This window comes from Paenibacillus sp. FSL H7-0940 (assembly GCF_037979415.1).
GTDB classification, from domain to species: Bacteria; Bacillota; Bacilli; order Paenibacillales; family Paenibacillaceae; genus Paenibacillus; species Paenibacillus amylolyticus.
Genome location: NZ_CP150280.1, coordinates 5,492,508 through 5,509,166, shown reverse-complemented (window position 1 = coordinate 5,509,166; position 16,659 = coordinate 5,492,508). Strand labels below are relative to the sequence as shown.

General features: G+C 45.8%; 13 protein-coding genes and 1 tRNA gene. 12 read left to right on the top strand and 2 right to left on the bottom strand.

What is annotated here, in order from left to right:
- Window positions 1–3 precede the first annotated feature (3 nt).
- From whiA to MHB71_RS24285, 4 genes are all read left to right on the top strand, one after another.
- Window positions 4–942, top strand: a complete 939-nt coding sequence (whiA, locus tag MHB71_RS24300; protein WP_036616210.1) for a DNA-binding protein WhiA — start codon at window positions 4–6, stop codon at window positions 940–942.
- Between the two features lie 255 nt (window positions 943–1,197).
- On the top strand, window positions 1,198–1,467 hold the full coding sequence (locus MHB71_RS24295) for an HPr family phosphocarrier protein (RefSeq protein WP_017691248.1): 270 nt from the start codon (window positions 1,198–1,200) through the stop codon (window positions 1,465–1,467).
- A 156-nt stretch (window positions 1,468–1,623) separates the two neighbouring features.
- Window positions 1,624–2,376 carry an SIMPL domain-containing protein gene (locus tag MHB71_RS24290; RefSeq protein ID WP_340027924.1) on the top strand — a complete coding sequence of 251 codons (753 nt, stop codon included), beginning with the start codon at window positions 1,624–1,626 and terminating at the stop codon, window positions 2,374–2,376.
- 387 nt (window positions 2,377–2,763) lie between these two features.
- Window positions 2,764–3,861 carry a DUF4163 domain-containing protein gene (locus MHB71_RS24285; RefSeq protein WP_340027923.1) on the top strand — a complete coding sequence of 366 codons (1,098 nt, stop codon included), beginning with the start codon at window positions 2,764–2,766 and terminating at the stop codon, window positions 3,859–3,861.
- 168 nt (window positions 3,862–4,029) lie between these two features.
- Here the strand turns inward: MHB71_RS24285 and clpP are convergent, their stop codons facing one another.
- Window positions 4,030–4,626: an ATP-dependent Clp endopeptidase proteolytic subunit ClpP gene (gene clpP, locus MHB71_RS24280; RefSeq protein ID WP_017691245.1), complete on the bottom strand. Its 597-nt coding sequence runs from the start codon at window positions 4,624–4,626 to the stop codon at window positions 4,030–4,032.
- 176 nt (window positions 4,627–4,802) lie between these two features.
- Window positions 4,803–4,877 (bottom strand) — tRNA-Arg (locus MHB71_RS24275).
- A gap of 426 nt (window positions 4,878–5,303) precedes the next feature.
- Between MHB71_RS24275 and MHB71_RS24270 the strand changes: the two genes are divergently transcribed.
- The 8 genes from MHB71_RS24270 (at window position 5,304) to rnr (ending at window position 16,439) form a co-directional block, all read left to right on the top strand.
- A complete protein-coding gene (locus tag MHB71_RS24270) occupies window positions 5,304–6,329 on the top strand; it encodes a sugar-binding domain-containing protein (protein WP_017691244.1) in 1,026 nt (341 codons plus the stop codon).
- Between the two features lie 106 nt (window positions 6,330–6,435).
- Window positions 6,436–7,443, top strand: coding sequence for a type I glyceraldehyde-3-phosphate dehydrogenase (gene gap, locus MHB71_RS24265; protein WP_017691243.1), 1,008 nt, complete (start codon window positions 6,436–6,438; stop codon window positions 7,441–7,443).
- Window positions 7,444–7,594: 151 nt separating this feature from the next.
- Window positions 7,595–8,776: a phosphoglycerate kinase gene (locus MHB71_RS24260; RefSeq protein ID WP_340027922.1), complete on the top strand. Its 1,182-nt coding sequence runs from the start codon at window positions 7,595–7,597 to the stop codon at window positions 8,774–8,776.
- A gap of 36 nt (window positions 8,777–8,812) precedes the next feature.
- The gene (tpiA, locus tag MHB71_RS24255; RefSeq protein ID WP_036616221.1) at window positions 8,813–9,565 is read left to right on the top strand and encodes a triose-phosphate isomerase; all 753 of its coding nucleotides are present in this window, start codon (window positions 8,813–8,815) and stop codon (window positions 9,563–9,565) included.
- Window position 9,566: 1 nt separating this feature from the next.
- Window positions 9,567–11,111: a 2,3-bisphosphoglycerate-independent phosphoglycerate mutase gene (gene gpmI, locus MHB71_RS24250; RefSeq protein ID WP_036674740.1), complete on the top strand. Its 1,545-nt coding sequence runs from the start codon at window positions 9,567–9,569 to the stop codon at window positions 11,109–11,111.
- Window positions 11,112–11,350: 239 nt separating this feature from the next.
- A complete protein-coding gene (gene eno, locus MHB71_RS24245; RefSeq protein ID WP_036616228.1) occupies window positions 11,351–12,637 on the top strand; it encodes a phosphopyruvate hydratase in 1,287 nt (428 codons plus the stop codon).
- Window positions 12,638–12,848: 211 nt separating this feature from the next.
- Window positions 12,849–13,082 (top strand): preprotein translocase subunit SecG, encoded by a 234-nt coding sequence (gene secG, locus MHB71_RS24240; protein ID WP_017691238.1) that lies wholly within the window; start codon window positions 12,849–12,851, stop codon window positions 13,080–13,082.
- 561 nt (window positions 13,083–13,643) lie between these two features.
- Window positions 13,644–16,439: a ribonuclease R gene (gene rnr / locus MHB71_RS24235; protein WP_340027921.1), complete on the top strand. Its 2,796-nt coding sequence runs from the start codon at window positions 13,644–13,646 to the stop codon at window positions 16,437–16,439.
- Window positions 16,440–16,659 lie beyond the last annotated feature (220 nt).

Sequence of the window (16,659 nt, the reverse complement as noted above, 5' to 3'; positions counted from 1 at the left end):
CCCATGTCGTTTGCAGCACAGACCAAAAAAGAATTAACCATGATCGAGAGCGAACCGTGCTGCGAAAAGGCGGAACTTTCAGCCCTCATCCGTATGCTTGGTGCAGTGCAGTTATCGAATAAAAAAGTGATCTTGGATATTTCGACGGAGAATGCCGCGATTGCAAGACGGGCATACTCTCTGCTTAAAAAGCATTTTCAAGTGCATACGGAATTACTGGTCCGCAAAAAAATGCGGCTGAAAAAGAACAATGTATATATTGTTCGTATTCCAACCATGGTACAGGAGATTCTCAATAGTCTTCATATTGTATCGGAGGGCTTTCTCTTTACCCCAGGGATCAGTACGGAATTGTTTCAGCAAAACTGTTGTAAACGGGCCTATCTTCGCGGTGCATTTCTGGCCGGTGGATCGGTTAATAATCCGGAAGGTTCCTCGTACCATCTGGAGATTGCGTCTATGTATGAAGAGCACTGTCAGGCACTGGTTGATCTGGCCAATGAATTTCATCTGAATGCCCGGTGTATAGAACGGAAAAAAGGATTCATCCTATACATTAAGGAAGGCGAGAAAATCATTGAGCTGCTCAGCATCATTGGTGCTCATCAGGCCTTGTTCAAGTTTGAAGATGTACGAATTATGCGAGACATGCGTAACTCCGTTAACCGGATTGTCAATTGTGAGACCGCTAACCTGAACAAAACGATTGGAGCGGCGGTAAGACAAATCGATAATATCCGGTTGTTACAAAAGGAAGTTGGTCTGGAATCTTTGCCTGAGAAACTTCGCGAAGTGGCGGAGGTTCGACTCGCTCATCCGGATATCAACTTGAAGGAAGTTGGCGAGCTCCTTAAAGGTACAGTCAGCAAGTCGGGAGTGAACCATCGGCTTCGTAAAATTGATGAGCTGGCTGAGAAAGTACGCACAGAACGTTATGGTTAAGACGCAGTAGGGTAAAGTAACAAGGTCGGCTGTTTCTGCTGAACAGAAAGGTCGGGAAAGTCAGCCGTTAAGGATCTGGGAGACTCACTTAGGTCATTGGATGCGCTGTGCAAAAGATGAAATTAGGGCAAGATAATGTCCTCCAAAGCACCCTGAGTTTTTTCTTCTAGTGTCCTGCACGGGTTAATGGTATAATGTTGTATAAATATAATTGTGTATTTAATGTCCAGATTTCATAATAGGGGGTAAGTTTCCATGACAAAGCACCCGGTAGTTGTCCGTTTGAAAACGGGTCTCCATGCCAGACCTGCGGCACTGTTCGTTCAAGAAGCGAATAAGTACTCGTCTGAAGTGTTCGTCGAGAAGGACGACAAAAAAGTTAATGCAAAAAGTATCATGGGGATCATGAGCCTTGCAATTAGCACAGGTACGGAAATCCAGATTAGTGCAGAAGGCGCGGATGCCGAACAGGCTGTAAACGCTTTAGTTAGTCTGGTAAGCAAGGAAGAACTCGAAAACCAATAAGATATGATCAATCCAATGAAGAAGTCCCGAAAGGGGCTTTTTTGCGTTATTGACGTATTTGCTATCGTCAAGTGCAACATTATGGAATTTGTCCCGTCTGTTAAGGTATCAAATCGTTTAAAGTTTGAGATGTTAACACATAAGGAGGCTATCGTGATGGGTAAACAATGGATGAAACCGTTTGGTGCGGTGCTGGTGGCAAGTACGTTGCTTGTTGGAGGAACAGCATGGGTTGCACCAGGTAACTATGCTTACGCTGCAGAGGTTCAGGGAGTACAACAGAATGTGATTAATGTTGTGGGTAAAGGTGAGATTCAGGTGAAGCCTGATATCGCGTATCTGTCCATTGGTGTGAACAGTACTGCAGAGACAGCTGCATCTGCTCAAAAAGCGAATGCTGCCAAAGTTCAAAAAGTATCCAATTTGCTGAAGAATACGTGGAAGATCAGTGCAGACGACATTCAAACGAGTCAGTTCTCTGTACAACCCAACTATACGTATAGTGAAAAAGACGGACAACAAATTAAAGGATATACAGCGCATCATACGCTGACAGTCACATATCGTCAGATGGACAAGATTGGCGAGTTGCTCGATGCTGCTTCGGGTGCCGGTGCCAACAATATTGAAAACGTACGCTTTACTGTAGAAAATCCGGAAAGTTATGAATCCCAAGTGATTGAAAAAGCTGTTGCCAATGCAGATGTGAAAGCGGGCGCCATTGCAAAAGCAGTTAAACGTCAACTGGGTGCTGTTCTTTCCGTGAGCCAAGGTGATGCCGATGTGCCTGTATTCTATGCAAGCGAGGCGTTGATGTCCAAAGCACAAGATACAGCAGGTGGTACTGAGATTGAAACAGGCCAGGTTAAAGTAAGTACAATTCTGAATATCACGTATGAAATGAAATAAACAAGATCGAACTAAGGATTGTAAACTCAAGAACCTTTTTAAGTGTCATTTGAAGGGTACAACGAAATAATGACAAAGACTTTGTCCTGTGGACAGAGTCTTTTTTTGTTGGAAAAGCAAACTTTGATGAAGTTATATAGAAGGGTACCTTTTTGAAGCAACATGAAATGCTGTATATTGGTATCTTTTTTGTATAGTTGTTCGTGACAAAAAGGTCATATCCCCATATATTTTCCTACTGATATTCATCAACATTGTAACTCGAGCTGTAAACCTTTCCGAAATCGGGTTAATTATAATAGAGAGGTGAGCGTATGAGATATGCGATCAGGTCAGGATTACATACGCAATGATCCCTAATTGTGAATTCAGAGAGGAGTTTTATATATGACATCATGGAAAAAATGGACAAGTGCGTTGCTTGCAACAGGAATTATTGTAGGTAGCGGTTCGGTGTGGCAGGACAGTTCGGTTCAGGCGGCATCGGTATCCTCGAAAGTGACAACCACAGCTGAGGTGACCCTGAAGTCGGGTGGAAAAACACTGACTCAAAAAGGACTTCTTCAAGGTGGTTCAACTTGGGTATCTCTTACGGCAGTTAAAGATGTGGCAGGTGGAACGCTGAAATATGATGCGAAAACGAAGTCATATACGGTAACAGCAGCCAACAATGCGATGACCGTTAGCCTGATGGATGGACAGCCAAACGTTTATATTAACGGTTATTACCCTCAAGTGGAAGCGAAATTGATTCAGGGTCGATTGTATATTCCATTCTCAGCAATGAGAGATTATCTGGGTGTACAGGGGAATTGGGATGCCAAAACCAAAACGTTGACACTCAGCAAGGTGAAACAAAATAACGTTAAAATTAAAGCGGCAACAGTTAATGTTACTGTAAAAAATGCTGAAGTAGATGTTCAATATCCGCAAGTGAGTGGACTTGCCAGCAAAGAAGCTGAAGCGGCGATCAACAAAGTGCTGAAAGACGAAGTGGATGCTTATGTAGCTGACTTCAAGAAACAGACATCTGAATTCGGCGGTGCAACAGCCAACCGTCCATATGCATTTGAGAGCTCTTATGTAGTGACGTACAACGAAAAAGGCGTGCTGGGACTCATTACACAACGATACGAAGATTATGCTGGCGCTCATGGTATGACATACCGTACGGGCCACACCTTTGCACTGGACACAGGTAAGGAGCTTACGTTAGATGATGTGCTGCAAAATAACAAAACCATGCGCGAGACGTTGAGTAAAAAAGTGGGTGAACAACTGAAAGCCCGCGGTGGATACCTCGACGGTTATAAAGGGTTGAATAAAGATCAAGATTTCTATGTGACACCAACGGGTGTAGTTGTGTTCTTCCAGTTGTATGAGTATACGGCGTATGCAGAGGGATTCCCTGAAATGCCATTTACGTATAAAGAGCTTCTCCCTAAAGGCACGGAACCTTTCAGTAATGTAAATGGAACCAAATAAAGAATCATTATTATGCACTCTCAAGTTTTTCTTCCTTATAAAATGAAAAAAGAAGCCTTCATCATAATTATGATGAGGGCTTCTTCTCGTATAGACAACACAATTATATGTTGCTGATTACGTTAGGTGTTGATTATGTTAACGCATAGACCGTGGTCTACGTCACACTTAGATGCCTTGTGATCCTACGTTTTCGATAACTTTATCAATGATACCGTAATCGGCGGCTTCAGCAGCACTCATGAAGTAGTCACGATCTGTATCTTTCTCAATCCGCTCCAGCGGTTGACCTGAACGCTCAGAGATGATGCGGTTCAACGTATCACGCATTTTCAGGATGCGGCGAGCACGGATTTCGATGTCAGAAGCCTGACCTTGTGCACCACCAAGTGGTTGGTGAATCATAATTTCACTGTTTGGTAATGCAAAACGTTTACCTTTTGCACCGGCATTCAGCAAGAATGCACCCATGGAAGCCGCCATACCTACACAGATGGTAGATACATCCGGTTTGATGAATTGCATTGTATCGTAAATCGCCATACCGGCTGTAATCGATCCGCCTGGGCTGTTGATGTATAAGTGAATGTCTTTCTCCGGATCTTCCGCAGCCAGGAACAACATCTGTGCCATAATGGCATTAGCCACTACGTCATTAACATCGCTACCAAGGAAAATAATACGATCCTTCAGCAATCTGGAGTAGATGTCGTAGGCGCGCTCACCCCGGTTGCTCTGTTCAACGACCATTGGAATAAAACTCACGTGAAAAACCTCCTTGGAATGTAAATGTTATTGGTGTTTATACTTAAACTGTTACCGTATTACCCACATAATAAACAATTCCAAACAAAAAGTCAAAGAAAGTCAAACTAACTTGCAAAAAAAAGAAACCTTTCCGGTTTCATTGGTTAAATGGGTTATGAGCTGTTAAATAAAAGTGGCGCGCCCGCCAAGAATCGAACTTGGATCTCAGGCTTCGGAGGCCTACGTCATATCCATTGGACCACGGGCGCACATTATGTGACAGCAATAATGATTATAGCTCATGAAATATTTAATTGCAAGCAGTTCGTTGTGGTATTGGTTTGGATTAACCTAAAAATGATCATGATGAAGAAGAGTGGATAAAGAGTGCATTTAAGTAAATGCTATTAGAGGTTTTGGACATGCTGTATGAAATGTGATTGTGAGCGATATGTAGATTGAATTCATTTGTTTCTTCTATATATGGTATGCGTGAGCTAGTCCTAGATCATGGAAGTCTAGGATTGTGAAAATAGGCGCGTACAAACGCTGCATGCGTGTCGAAATAACACGTTGAAACACTTGCATGTCACGTCAGTTTTAGGTAGAATAGACGTGGGACTTAAAAAGTTAACCCGGGACGTTTTAGGGCCACGAAAGAGAGCTTAGAACGAGAACTTGCGGGAGTGGAAAGCATGCGAACGATTTTAGAAGTACAAAAGCAGCTTCTGCCTGATCTCATGGATATCTTGAAAAAGAGGTATACGATTCTGCAACAGATCATGTTATCGGATGTGATCGGACGGAGAACGTTAGCTAATTCCATGCAGATGACCGAGCGGGTTCTGAGGGCTGAGACCGATCTGTTAAAGGCTCAGGGACTTATTGAAATTGACAGTGCAGGAATGAAGATCAGCGAGGCAGGGTATGATTTGCTGCAGCAGTTAGAGCCCGTAGCCAAAGAGCTGTTCGGATTATCCGAGCTGGAAGAGCGCATCAAGCAAGCCTACGGTCTGCAAAAGGTAGTTGTGGTTCCTGGCGATTCGGACGTTTCTCCATTTGCCAAAAGGGAACTGGGCAGAGCCGGAGCGAAGGCTCTCGGCAATATCATGAGTGACAACGACGTTGTCGCCGTTACTGGCGGTTCAACAACGGCCGAAGTCGCAGAACAACTAAATCCGCCAACATCGCTCAAAGGTGTCTGGTTCGTACCGGCACGCGGTGGACTTGGGGAAAGCCTTGAAATTCAGGCTAATACGATCGCATCCACAATGGCAAAACGGGTAGGGGCGCAATACAAACTCCTGCATGTACCGGATTTGCTCAGTGATCATGCCTATGAATCATTAATCCAGGACCCTAGTGTTCAGGAGATTCTGCAACTGATCAGGCAATCACGGATTGTTATTCATGGAATTGGTGATGCCGTAGAAATGGCCAAAAGACGCAAACTTGCGACGGAGATTATAGATGAACTTCAGGAGCAAGGGGCCGTATCTGAATCTTTCGGTTATTACTTTAATGATCAGGGTGAGGTGGTACATACCATGCTTACACTGGGTATGCGACTTCAGGATATTGAACGAACCGATGTTGTGATTGGAATTGCAGGTGGCAAAAGCAAAGCTGCTGCAATACACTCCGTGTTACGATTTGGTCAGGAAGATATTCTGATTATTGATGAGGCTGCTGCCGAAGTCATCGTTGCTGAAATGGAATAAGGTTTTACTTTGTATCACAACTATTGTTGTCTTGACGGACTTCACCGTCTGTCTTGAATATATAAGTTTCATAAAAAATTAATCAAAACTTGGGAGGAACTTACTCATGATTAAAGTAGGTATTAACGGTTTTGGACGTATTGGACGCTTGGCATTCCGCCGTATTCAAAATGTAGCAGGCATCGAGGTAGTAGCAATCAACGACTTGACTGACGCTAAAATGCTCGCTCATTTGCTCAAATATGATACAACTCAAGGTCGCTTCGATGGCGATGTTGAAGTACACGATGGCTTCTTCAAAGTGAACGGCAAAGAAGTTAAAGTATTGGCTAACCGTAACCCGGAAGAACTTCCTTGGGGCGACCTGGGCGTAGATATCGTTCTGGAATGTACTGGTTTCTTCACAACTAAAGAAGCAGCTGAGAAACACTTGAAAGGTGGAGCTAAGAAAGTTGTTATCTCCGCACCAGCTACTGGCGACATGAAAACCATCGTTTACAACGTAAACCATGAAATCCTCGACGGTACTGAAACTGTAATCTCCGGCGCATCTTGCACAACAAACTGCCTGGCACCTATGGCAAAAACACTGCAAGACAAATTCGGAATCGTTCAAGGTTTGATGACTACAATTCACGCTTACACTGGCGACCAAAACACGTTGGATGCTCCACACCCTAAAGGTGACTTCCGTCGTGCTCGCGCAGCAGCTGAAAACATCATCCCTAACACAACTGGTGCTGCTAAAGCAATCGGTCTGGTAATCCCAGAACTGCAAGGCATCCTTGATGGTGCAGCTCAACGTGTACCAGTAGCTACTGGTTCCCTGACTGAGCTCGTAACTGTTCTGAACAAAAAAGTAACTGCTGAAGAAGTTAACGCAGCTATGCAAGAAGCTTCCGATCCAGAAACTTTCGGATACACAGAAGACGAAATCGTATCTTCCGATATCCAAGGAATCACTTTCGGTTCCCTGTTTGATGCAACTCAAACTAAAGTTCTGACTGTTGGCGACCAACAATTGGTTAAAACTGTAGCTTGGTATGACAATGAAATGTCCTACACTGCACAATTGGTTCGCACTTTGGAGCACTTTGCAAAAATGATTAAGTAATATCTGTAATAACATAGAGCGGAAACAGATGCTATATTGTTTCCGCTCTTTATATATCTACATTTTGCAAATTTCTCAAAAACACCAGGATTGACGAGGGATTTCAGCTCTTGATTGGTCCACCAAATACATGGGTGCGGAGGAAATACAGATGAACAAAAAAAGTGTACGCGATATCGAATTGACAGGAAAACGGGCTTTTGTCCGTGTAGATTTCAATGTGCCGCTCGAAGATGGTAAAATTACAGATGACAAACGTATTCGTGCAACGCTTCCTACAATCAACTACTTGATTGAAAAAGGCGCTAAAGTCATTTTGGCAAGCCACATGGGTCGTCCTAATGGCGAAGTGGTTGAATCCTTGCGTTTGACTCCAGCAGCTGAGCGTTTGTCTGAATTGCTTGGTAAAACAGTTGTTAAAGCTGACGGTTCTGTTGGTGACGCTGTTAAAGCTCAAATCGCTGAACTGAACAACGGCGACGTTTTGTTGCTTGAAAACGTTCGTTTCCACGCAGGCGAAGAGAAAAACGATCCGGAACTGGCAAAACAATTTGCTGAACTGGCTGACGTTTTCGTTAACGATGCGTTTGGCGCGGCTCACAGAGCACACGCTTCGACTGAAGGAATCGCTCACTTGCTTCCAGCAGTGTCCGGTTTGTTGATGGAGAAAGAACTTGAAGTGTTGGGTAAAGCAATTTCCAACCCTGAGCGTCCTTTCACAGCTATCATTGGTGGATCCAAAGTTAAGGACAAAATCGATGTAATCGACAACCTGCTGAACATTGCAGACAACGTAATCATCGGTGGAGGTCTGACTTACACGTTCTTCAAAGCACAAGGACATGAAATTGGACAATCCTTGCTGGATGATTCCAAACTTGATGTTGCTCTCGGTTTTATCGAAAAAGCGAAAAAATTGGGCAAAAACTTCTACCTGCCGGTAGATATCGTAGTGTCTGACGATTTCAGTGCGAAAGCAAACACACAAATCGTTGACATCGATGGTATCCCAGCAGATTGGGAAGGTATCGACATCGGTCCTAAAACACGTGAGATCTATGCTGATGTAATCAAAAACTCCAAATTGGTTGTGTGGAACGGACCAATGGGCGTATTTGAAATCGAGCCATTCTCCCACGGTACTCGTGCAGTAGCGGAAGCTTGCGCTGAGACAGAAGCTTACACTGTAATTGGTGGCGGTGACTCCGCAGCAGCAGCTGAGAAGTTCAAATTGGCTGACAAGATGAACCACATCTCTACAGGTGGCGGTGCATCGCTCGAGTTCATGGAAGGTAAAGTACTTCCAGGCGTAGTGGCATTGAACGACAAGTAAGTTTTAGTAGTCTATAGCATGAAGGAGTTGAAACCCATGAGAACACCGATTATCGCAGGTAACTGGAAAATGTTCAAAACGGTTTCCGAATCCAATGACTTCATTCAGGAAGTTAAAGGAAAAGCGGAAGTTGAAGGCGTGGAAACTGTAATCTGCGCACCGTTTACAAATCTGCCATCCCTGGTAGAAGCCGTTAAAGGCACAAACATCAAAATTGGTGCACAAAATCTTCATTTTGAAGATAACGGTGCATTCACAGGTGAAATCAGCGGTGTAATGCTGAAAGACCTGGGTGTGGATTATGTCATTATTGGTCACTCGGAGCGCCGTCAATATTTTGCGGAAACCGATGAGACTGTCAATAAAAAGTTGCATGCAGCATTCCGTCACGGATTGACTCCAATCTTCTGCCTTGGTGAGACGCTTGAAGAGCGTGAAGCGAACCAAACAAAAGACGTATGCAAAGTGCAAACAGTAGCTGCTTTTGCAGGTCTGTCTGCAGAGCAAGCGGCACAAGTTGTTATTGCTTATGAGCCGATCTGGGCGATTGGTACAGGCAAATCCTCCACTTCCCAAGATGCGAATGAAGTTATTGCTTACATCCGTACGCTGGTGAAGGATCTGTACAACGAGACGGTAGCGAATGCAGTTCGTATTCAATACGGCGGCAGTGTTAAACCAGAGAATGTAACAGAATACCTCGGACAAAGCGACATCGACGGCGCACTTGTTGGCGGTGCCAGCTTGCAGCCGGCTTCGTTCATCGCGCTTGTTGAGGGGGCGAAGTAAGATGACAGCTCCAAAACCTGTAGCACTGATCATCATGGATGGCTTTGGTCTGCGTAACACGGTGGAAGGCAATGCGGTAGCGCAAGCCAAAAAACCGAACTATGACCGTTTCATGAGCCAATTCCCACATACAACACTCACTGCATGCGGTGAAGCTGTAGGTTTGCCAGAAGGGCAAATGGGAAATTCCGAGGTAGGTCACCTGAACATTGGTGCCGGCCGGATCGTATACCAGGATTTGACCCGTATCTCCAAATCCATTCGTGACGGCGAGTTCTACGACAATGAAACACTTGTCAAAGCCGTTCGCGAAGCGAAACAAAGCGGCAAAAAACTTCATCTCTACGGCTTGTTGTCTGATGGCGGCGTACATAGTCACATCGACCACCTGTTTGCTATGCTGGATCTGGCCAAAAAAGAAGGAATGAATGATGTATATATTCATGCTTTCATGGATGGCCGTGATGTTATGCCAGACAGTGGTAAAGACTTCATGCAGAAACTGATCGCCAAGATTGAAGAAGTCGGTGTAGGTAAAATCGCTACGGTTCAAGGTCGCTATTACGCGATGGACCGTGACAAACGTTGGGAACGGGTTGAGAAATCATACCGTGCCATCGTTTATGGAGATGGACCAAAATACACTGACCCACTCAAAGCGGTTGAAGAATCGTATGAGAAATCCGTATTTGATGAATTCGTTGAACCAACGGTTATCGTCAAAGCGGATGGTGAGCCGGTAGGTTTGGTAGAGAGCGGCGATTCCGTTATCTTCCTCAACTTCCGTCCTGACCGTGCGATCCAGTTGTCGCAAGTATTCACAAACCAGGATTTCCGCGGTTTCGAGCGTGGTCCGAAGTTCCCTGTGGGCTTGCACTTTGTATGCTTGACTTTGTTCAGCGAGACGGTTGAAGGTTATGTGGCTTATTCGCCGAAGAACCTCGACAACACCCTGGGTGAAGTCCTGGTACAGAACAATAAAAAACAACTGCGTATTGCAGAAACTGAGAAATACCCGCACGTTACCTTCTTCTTCAGCGGTGGTCGTGATGTGGAGCTTCCGGGCGAAACTCGCGTACTGATCAACTCACCAAAAGTTGCAACGTATGATCTGCAACCAGAGATGAGCGCGTATGAAGTTGCTGACGCATGTGTTCGCGAGATCGAAGCAGACAAACATGACGCCATCATTCTGAACTTTGCTAACCCTGACATGGTTGGACACTCCGGCATGCTGGAGCCTACCATCAAAGCGGTTGAAGTAACAGATGAGTGTATGGGCCGTGTTGTGGATGCAGTACTTGCCAAAGGCGGCGTTGTACTGATCACGGCGGATCATGGTAACGCGGATATGGTGTTCGATGAGAAAGGACGTCCGTTCACAGCTCATACAACGAACCCGGTTCCATTCATCGTTACGGATGCCAATGTAACTTTGCGTGAAGGCGGAATCCTGGCAGATATCGCGCCAACGATCCTTGACCTGATGCAATTGCCTAAACCGGCTGAGATGACAGGTACATCCGTCATCGCTACCCGTAAATAAGTTACGCAACAACATATATAATTGGACGGTTTGGCGTTTGCACATTGAACGAAGGCAGCAGAAATAGTCTGAAGAAGCGAAGCGCTCGCCTTTATCACATGATTTCAACTTATGAAAGTAAGTTCAAAGAAATCAGGGGATAACAGCGATCGGAAGACGATTCTGCTGACATAGTGAAATAAGGGCAAACACAAGTTGGTCCAAAAATTAAATCCCAACTATAAAGGAGATTATCACAAATGACTATTATTTCTGACGTGTACGCTCGCGAAGTCCTCGACTCCCGCGGTAACCCTACAGTAGAAGTTGAAGTATACCTGGAGTCCGGTGCAATCGGACGCGCAATCGTTCCATCCGGTGCATCCACTGGTGCCCACGAAGCCGTTGAGCTTCGCGATGGCGACAAATCCCGTTACCTCGGTAAAGGCGTTCTGCAAGCTGTTAAAAACGTAAACGAAACAATCGCTCCAGAAGTTATCGGTATGGATGCATTGGATCAACTGGGTATCGACAAATTGATGATCACTTTGGATGGTACGCCAAACAAAGGTAAACTGGGCGCTAACGCAATCCTGGCTGTATCCATGGCAGTAGCTCGCGCAGCTGCTGACGCTCTGGACCTGCCATTGTACGTTTACTTGGGCGGATTCAACGCTAAAGCATTGCCAGTTCCAATGATGAACATCATCAACGGTGGTGAGCATGCTGACAACAACATCGACGTTCAAGAGTTCATGGTTCTTCCAGTTGGAGCACCAAGCTTCAAAGAAGCTCTTCGCGTAGGTGCAGAGATCTTCCACAACCTGAAATCCGTATTGAGCTCCAAAGGCTTGAACACAGCTGTAGGTGACGAAGGTGGTTTCGCACCGAACCTTGGTTCGAACGAAGAAGCAATCACTACAATCATCGAAGCAATTGAAAAAGCTGGTTACAAACCAGGCGTTGACGTATTCTTGGGTATGGACGTTGCTTCCACTGAGTTCTACAAAGATGGTAAGTACACACTTGCTGGCGAAGGTAAATCTTACACTTCCGCTGAGTATGTTGACCTTCTGGCTTCATGGGTTGAGAAATACCCAATCATCACAATCGAAGACGGTATGTCCGAAGATGACTGGGATGGTTGGAAATTGCTCACTGAGAAATTGGGAGACAAAGTACAACTCGTTGGTGATGACCTGTTCGTAACAAACACTGAGCGTCTGGGCAGAGGTATCAACGAAGGTATCGGTAACTCCATCCTGATCAAAGTTAACCAAATCGGTACATTGACTGAAACATTTGATGCAATCGAAATGGCTAAACGCGCAGGATACACAGCTGTAATCTCTCACCGTTCCGGTGAGTCCGAAGACAGCACAATCGCTGATATCGCTGTTGCAACTAACGCTGGTCAAATCAAAACGGGTGCTCCTTCCCGTACAGACCGTATCGCGAAGTACAACCAATTGCTCCGCATTGAGGATCAACTGGGTGAACTGGCTCAATACAATGGTCTTAAAGGATTCTACAACCTTAAAAAATAAGCTGGATATCCAGCTTTTACGGGCAAGCCGGGTAACCGGCTTGTCTTTTTTATTGCAACGAAGTAATGGTATAACGTAAGGATCACGCAGATGGTGAAATTTAGGGCATTGTATAAACTGTACTACTTGTAGTACAACCATAGCTATGTTACAATTAAAGTAACTGTTTTTATGGTGAGATGTATGCCCACATGGGTAGGAGGTGGAAAGAATGGATATTGCTTTGAAATTGCTGCTCGTTGTTTTCTCGATCGGTCTAATCACTGTAGTATTGCTGCAGCACGGGAAAAGCGCTGGTTTGGCGGGTGCCATCTCCGGTGGTGCGGAACATCTTTTCGGTAAAACGAAAGCGCGCGGATTGGATCTCTTCCTGCAACGTGCAACGGTGGTACTGGGTGCAGGATTTATGATTTTGTCTATTGTTGTTACGGTGGCTTCCAAGTAAGAATTGGAACTGCTGTTCAATGAATAGCTTAAGCTAATGGCTTAATTGATGAACCTTCGTTTCGTGAAGAAACGGGGGTTTTTTAATAAATTCTTACGCGTCCAAACTTTTCCAACAATTTAATCTATAGACTCCATGATTTTCGGTCTTCTTCTCACTTCTGTTTGGTTTTCCTTCCTTAACATGCAACACACCCCTATCATGTATGGTATGTCCCTCGCTTATTCGTTACGCGAACTCACTCCCTATAATGAATGTCATGTGTACAGAAAATTTTCGGATGTAGTCCTTTTCCAGATGCGCACAGCACGTGTATCGCATAAAATGTCTGTAGAGATACGTGAAAGCGTGATTTTAGAGGAGCGCCCGGCAACTGTGGTTTTTTTGCGAGGTACGGATGGGCCGGATTGAATTCGTGTATACTAGGGTATGAGATAGTATGGTTGTACCACTACACTCTTCACAACAGTGATATTGTATTGCATGAAAATGGTAAGAATTCCGATACATAAAGAGATGAGACTTGCTTACACTTTTATGTTTCCCGAGGTGAATATATTAATGATAACAGAACAACAATTGCTCGACTTCATGCGGGAAACCGCTTATAAACCTATGACTTATCAGGAGTTGGAACAGCACTTCGCTATTGAAGATGCAGCTGATTTCAAAGCCTTTTTGATTATGCTTAATACGCTGGAGGAATCCGGTAAAGTTTTGCTGACCCGCAACAATCGCTATGGCATGCCAGAGCGCATGGATTTGGTACGTGGACGTTTACAGGCTCACGCCAAAGGTTTCGCTTTCCTTATCCCTGAGGATCGGGAGCACCCGGATGTGTACATTCACGCCAATGATATGAAAAGTGCGATGAATGGTGATACGGTATTGGTTAAAGTCACATCTCAAGGACCTTCAGGTGGTCGTTTGGAGGGTGAGATCGTCCGTATTGTTACTCGTGCTGTGACACAAGTCGTTGGTGTGTTCCAGAGCCATGAGGTGTACGGATTTGTCATTCCGGATGATAAACGGATTAATCGCGATATTTTCATCCCACGTACCAACTTTGCTGGGGCGGTTGATGGACAGAAGGTCGTAGCCAAGATCGTCAGCTATCCGGAGGGCCGTGCGGCTGCCGAAGGTGAAGTGATCGAGATTCTCGGTCATAAGGATGAGCCGGGTATTGATATTTTGTCCGTCATTCGCAAGCATCAGTTGCCTGAAGCTTTCCCTGATGAAGTGGTAGAAGAGGCGGAAAAAGCACCCGACTCCATCACGGATGAAGAGATTGTACAACAGGGTCGCCGTGATCTGCGCGGACTTAACATTGTCACGATTGATGGCGAAGATGCCAAGGATCTGGATGATGCTGTAAATGTAGAGAAACTGCCTAACGGGAACTACCGTCTGGGTGTTCATATTGCCGACGTTGGCTATTATGTGCAGGAGAATTCCAAGCTTGATCAGGAAGCCTACAACCGCGGATGCAGTGTGTATCTGGTAGACCGGGTTATTCCTATGCTGCCACAACGTCTGTCCAACGGAATCTGTAGTTTGAACCCGCAGGTAGACCGCTTGACACTGTCTTGTGAGATGGAGTTTAACGACCAGATGAAGGTTGTTAAACATGACATTTTCACAAGTGTAATCAAAACCAAAGAGCGGATGACGTATTCCAACGTCCGTAAAATCCTTGAAGGTGAAGAGCCGGAATTGCTCGAGCGTTATAAGGATCTGGTAGATGATTTCCATCTGATGAAAGAGATCGCTTTGAAGTTGCGTGCTATGCGTATGCGCCGTGGTGCGGTTGACTTTGATTTTGAAGAATCCAAAATCATTGTGGACGCAGAATGCAAACCGGTAGATATCGTGAAACGGGAGCGTTCGATTGCAGAGCAAATCATTGAGGAATTCATGTTGGCAGCGAACGAAACAGTGGCAGAGCATTTCCACTGGTTGAAGGTTCCGTTCATTTATCGTGTGCACGAAGACCCGGATCAGGAAAAACTGCAAAATTTCCTCGCCTTTGCGGCGAATTTTGGACACCAGGTCAAAGGACGTGGCAATGCGATTCATCCACGGGCGCTTCAATCGTTGCTTGAGGATATCAAAGAAACGAAAGAACAAACCGTGATTAGTACGATGATGCTCCGTTCGATGAAACAGGCGAAGTATGATTCTGAAATGTCGGGTCACTTTGGCCTCGCGGCAGAATTCTATAGTCACTTTACGTCTCCAATTCGTCGTTATCCCGATCTTGTCATTCACCGGGTGATTCGCGAAGTCATTGAAAATAATGGTGCATTGCCGGAGAACCGTCAGGAGTATTTGGCAGCACGTATGTCCGATATTGCGCAGCAGTCTTCGGAACGTGAACGTGTGGCGGTAGAAGCTGAGCGGGATACGGAGAAAATGAAAAAAGCCGAGTACATGCTCGACAAAGTAGGCGAAGAGTTCGAAGGCATGATCAGCAGTGTGACCAGCTTTGGTATGTTCATTGAACTGGAGAACACGGTTGAAGGTCTGATTCGCCTGAGCGCACTCACGGACGACTATTACCATTTTGACGATCAGCATATGGCTCTGATTGGTGAACGTACCTCGAAAGTCTTCCGCATCGGTGATGAAGTGAAGATCCGTGTGGCACGTGTAAGCATGGAAGAGTATACGATTGATTTTGAAATGGTCGATATGAAACCTCGCGGTGAACGTCCTGGCGGCTTCGGTGGCGGACGTGGCGGTAAAGGTGGTCGCCCAGCAAGTGGTGGCGGTCGCGGCGGTGCCAAGGGTGGACCAGGTGGATTCAGCGGTTCGCGAGGCGGCAAAGGCGGCTCATCCGCTGCTGGAGCCAACCGTGGTGGCAGATCAACGGAAGAAAGCAGCAAAGGTGGACGTGGCGGTCGCAGTGGAGCAGCAAGTGCAGGCGCGGGCGCAGGCTCATCTGGTGGCTACGCAGGTAAAGGCGGCGGCAAACCAAAAGGTGAGCGTCGTGCGGGTGATGCTGGTGGATCAACTGGCCGGGGCAAAGGCGCAGTGAGCTTTGGTTTTGGCTCAGGTAAAGGCGGATATAGCTCTACATCGGGTGGATCAGATACTAGTTCAACCGGTGGACAAGGAAGTGGCCTGAACAGCGGCAGCGGTCGCGGTGAAGGAAGCTTTAAGTCCGGCAAGGGCGGCAATAAAGGTGGCAAAAGCGGAAGTGGACGCAAAAACACTTCGCCAAGCGGCGTATTTATTGGAGAGAATGCAACTCCTGGTGGCGCTCAGGAAGGCGGAGCACCACGACGCAAGCGGAAGAAGAGCAAAGGTGCAGCTGGTAACGGCACGGCAGCTTTTGTACGGAAAAAGAAAAAATAAAGCTAACGTAACTTTGGAGAGATGGATTACAATTCGTTCCTTCAGGTTAAGCGTTGGAGAAAATAGTCACTTCAGCCGGTGTGTTGTTTCGCACAGTCTGAAAGTGGTGTAATGAGGAGGGGCGGCAGAGGTCGCCTCTTTCTTGATTTTAACAGCCGTACTTGCTACAATTAAGGTCTGGCACGTGGTACCTTGGTGCAACATTGGGTGCGCTGCTATA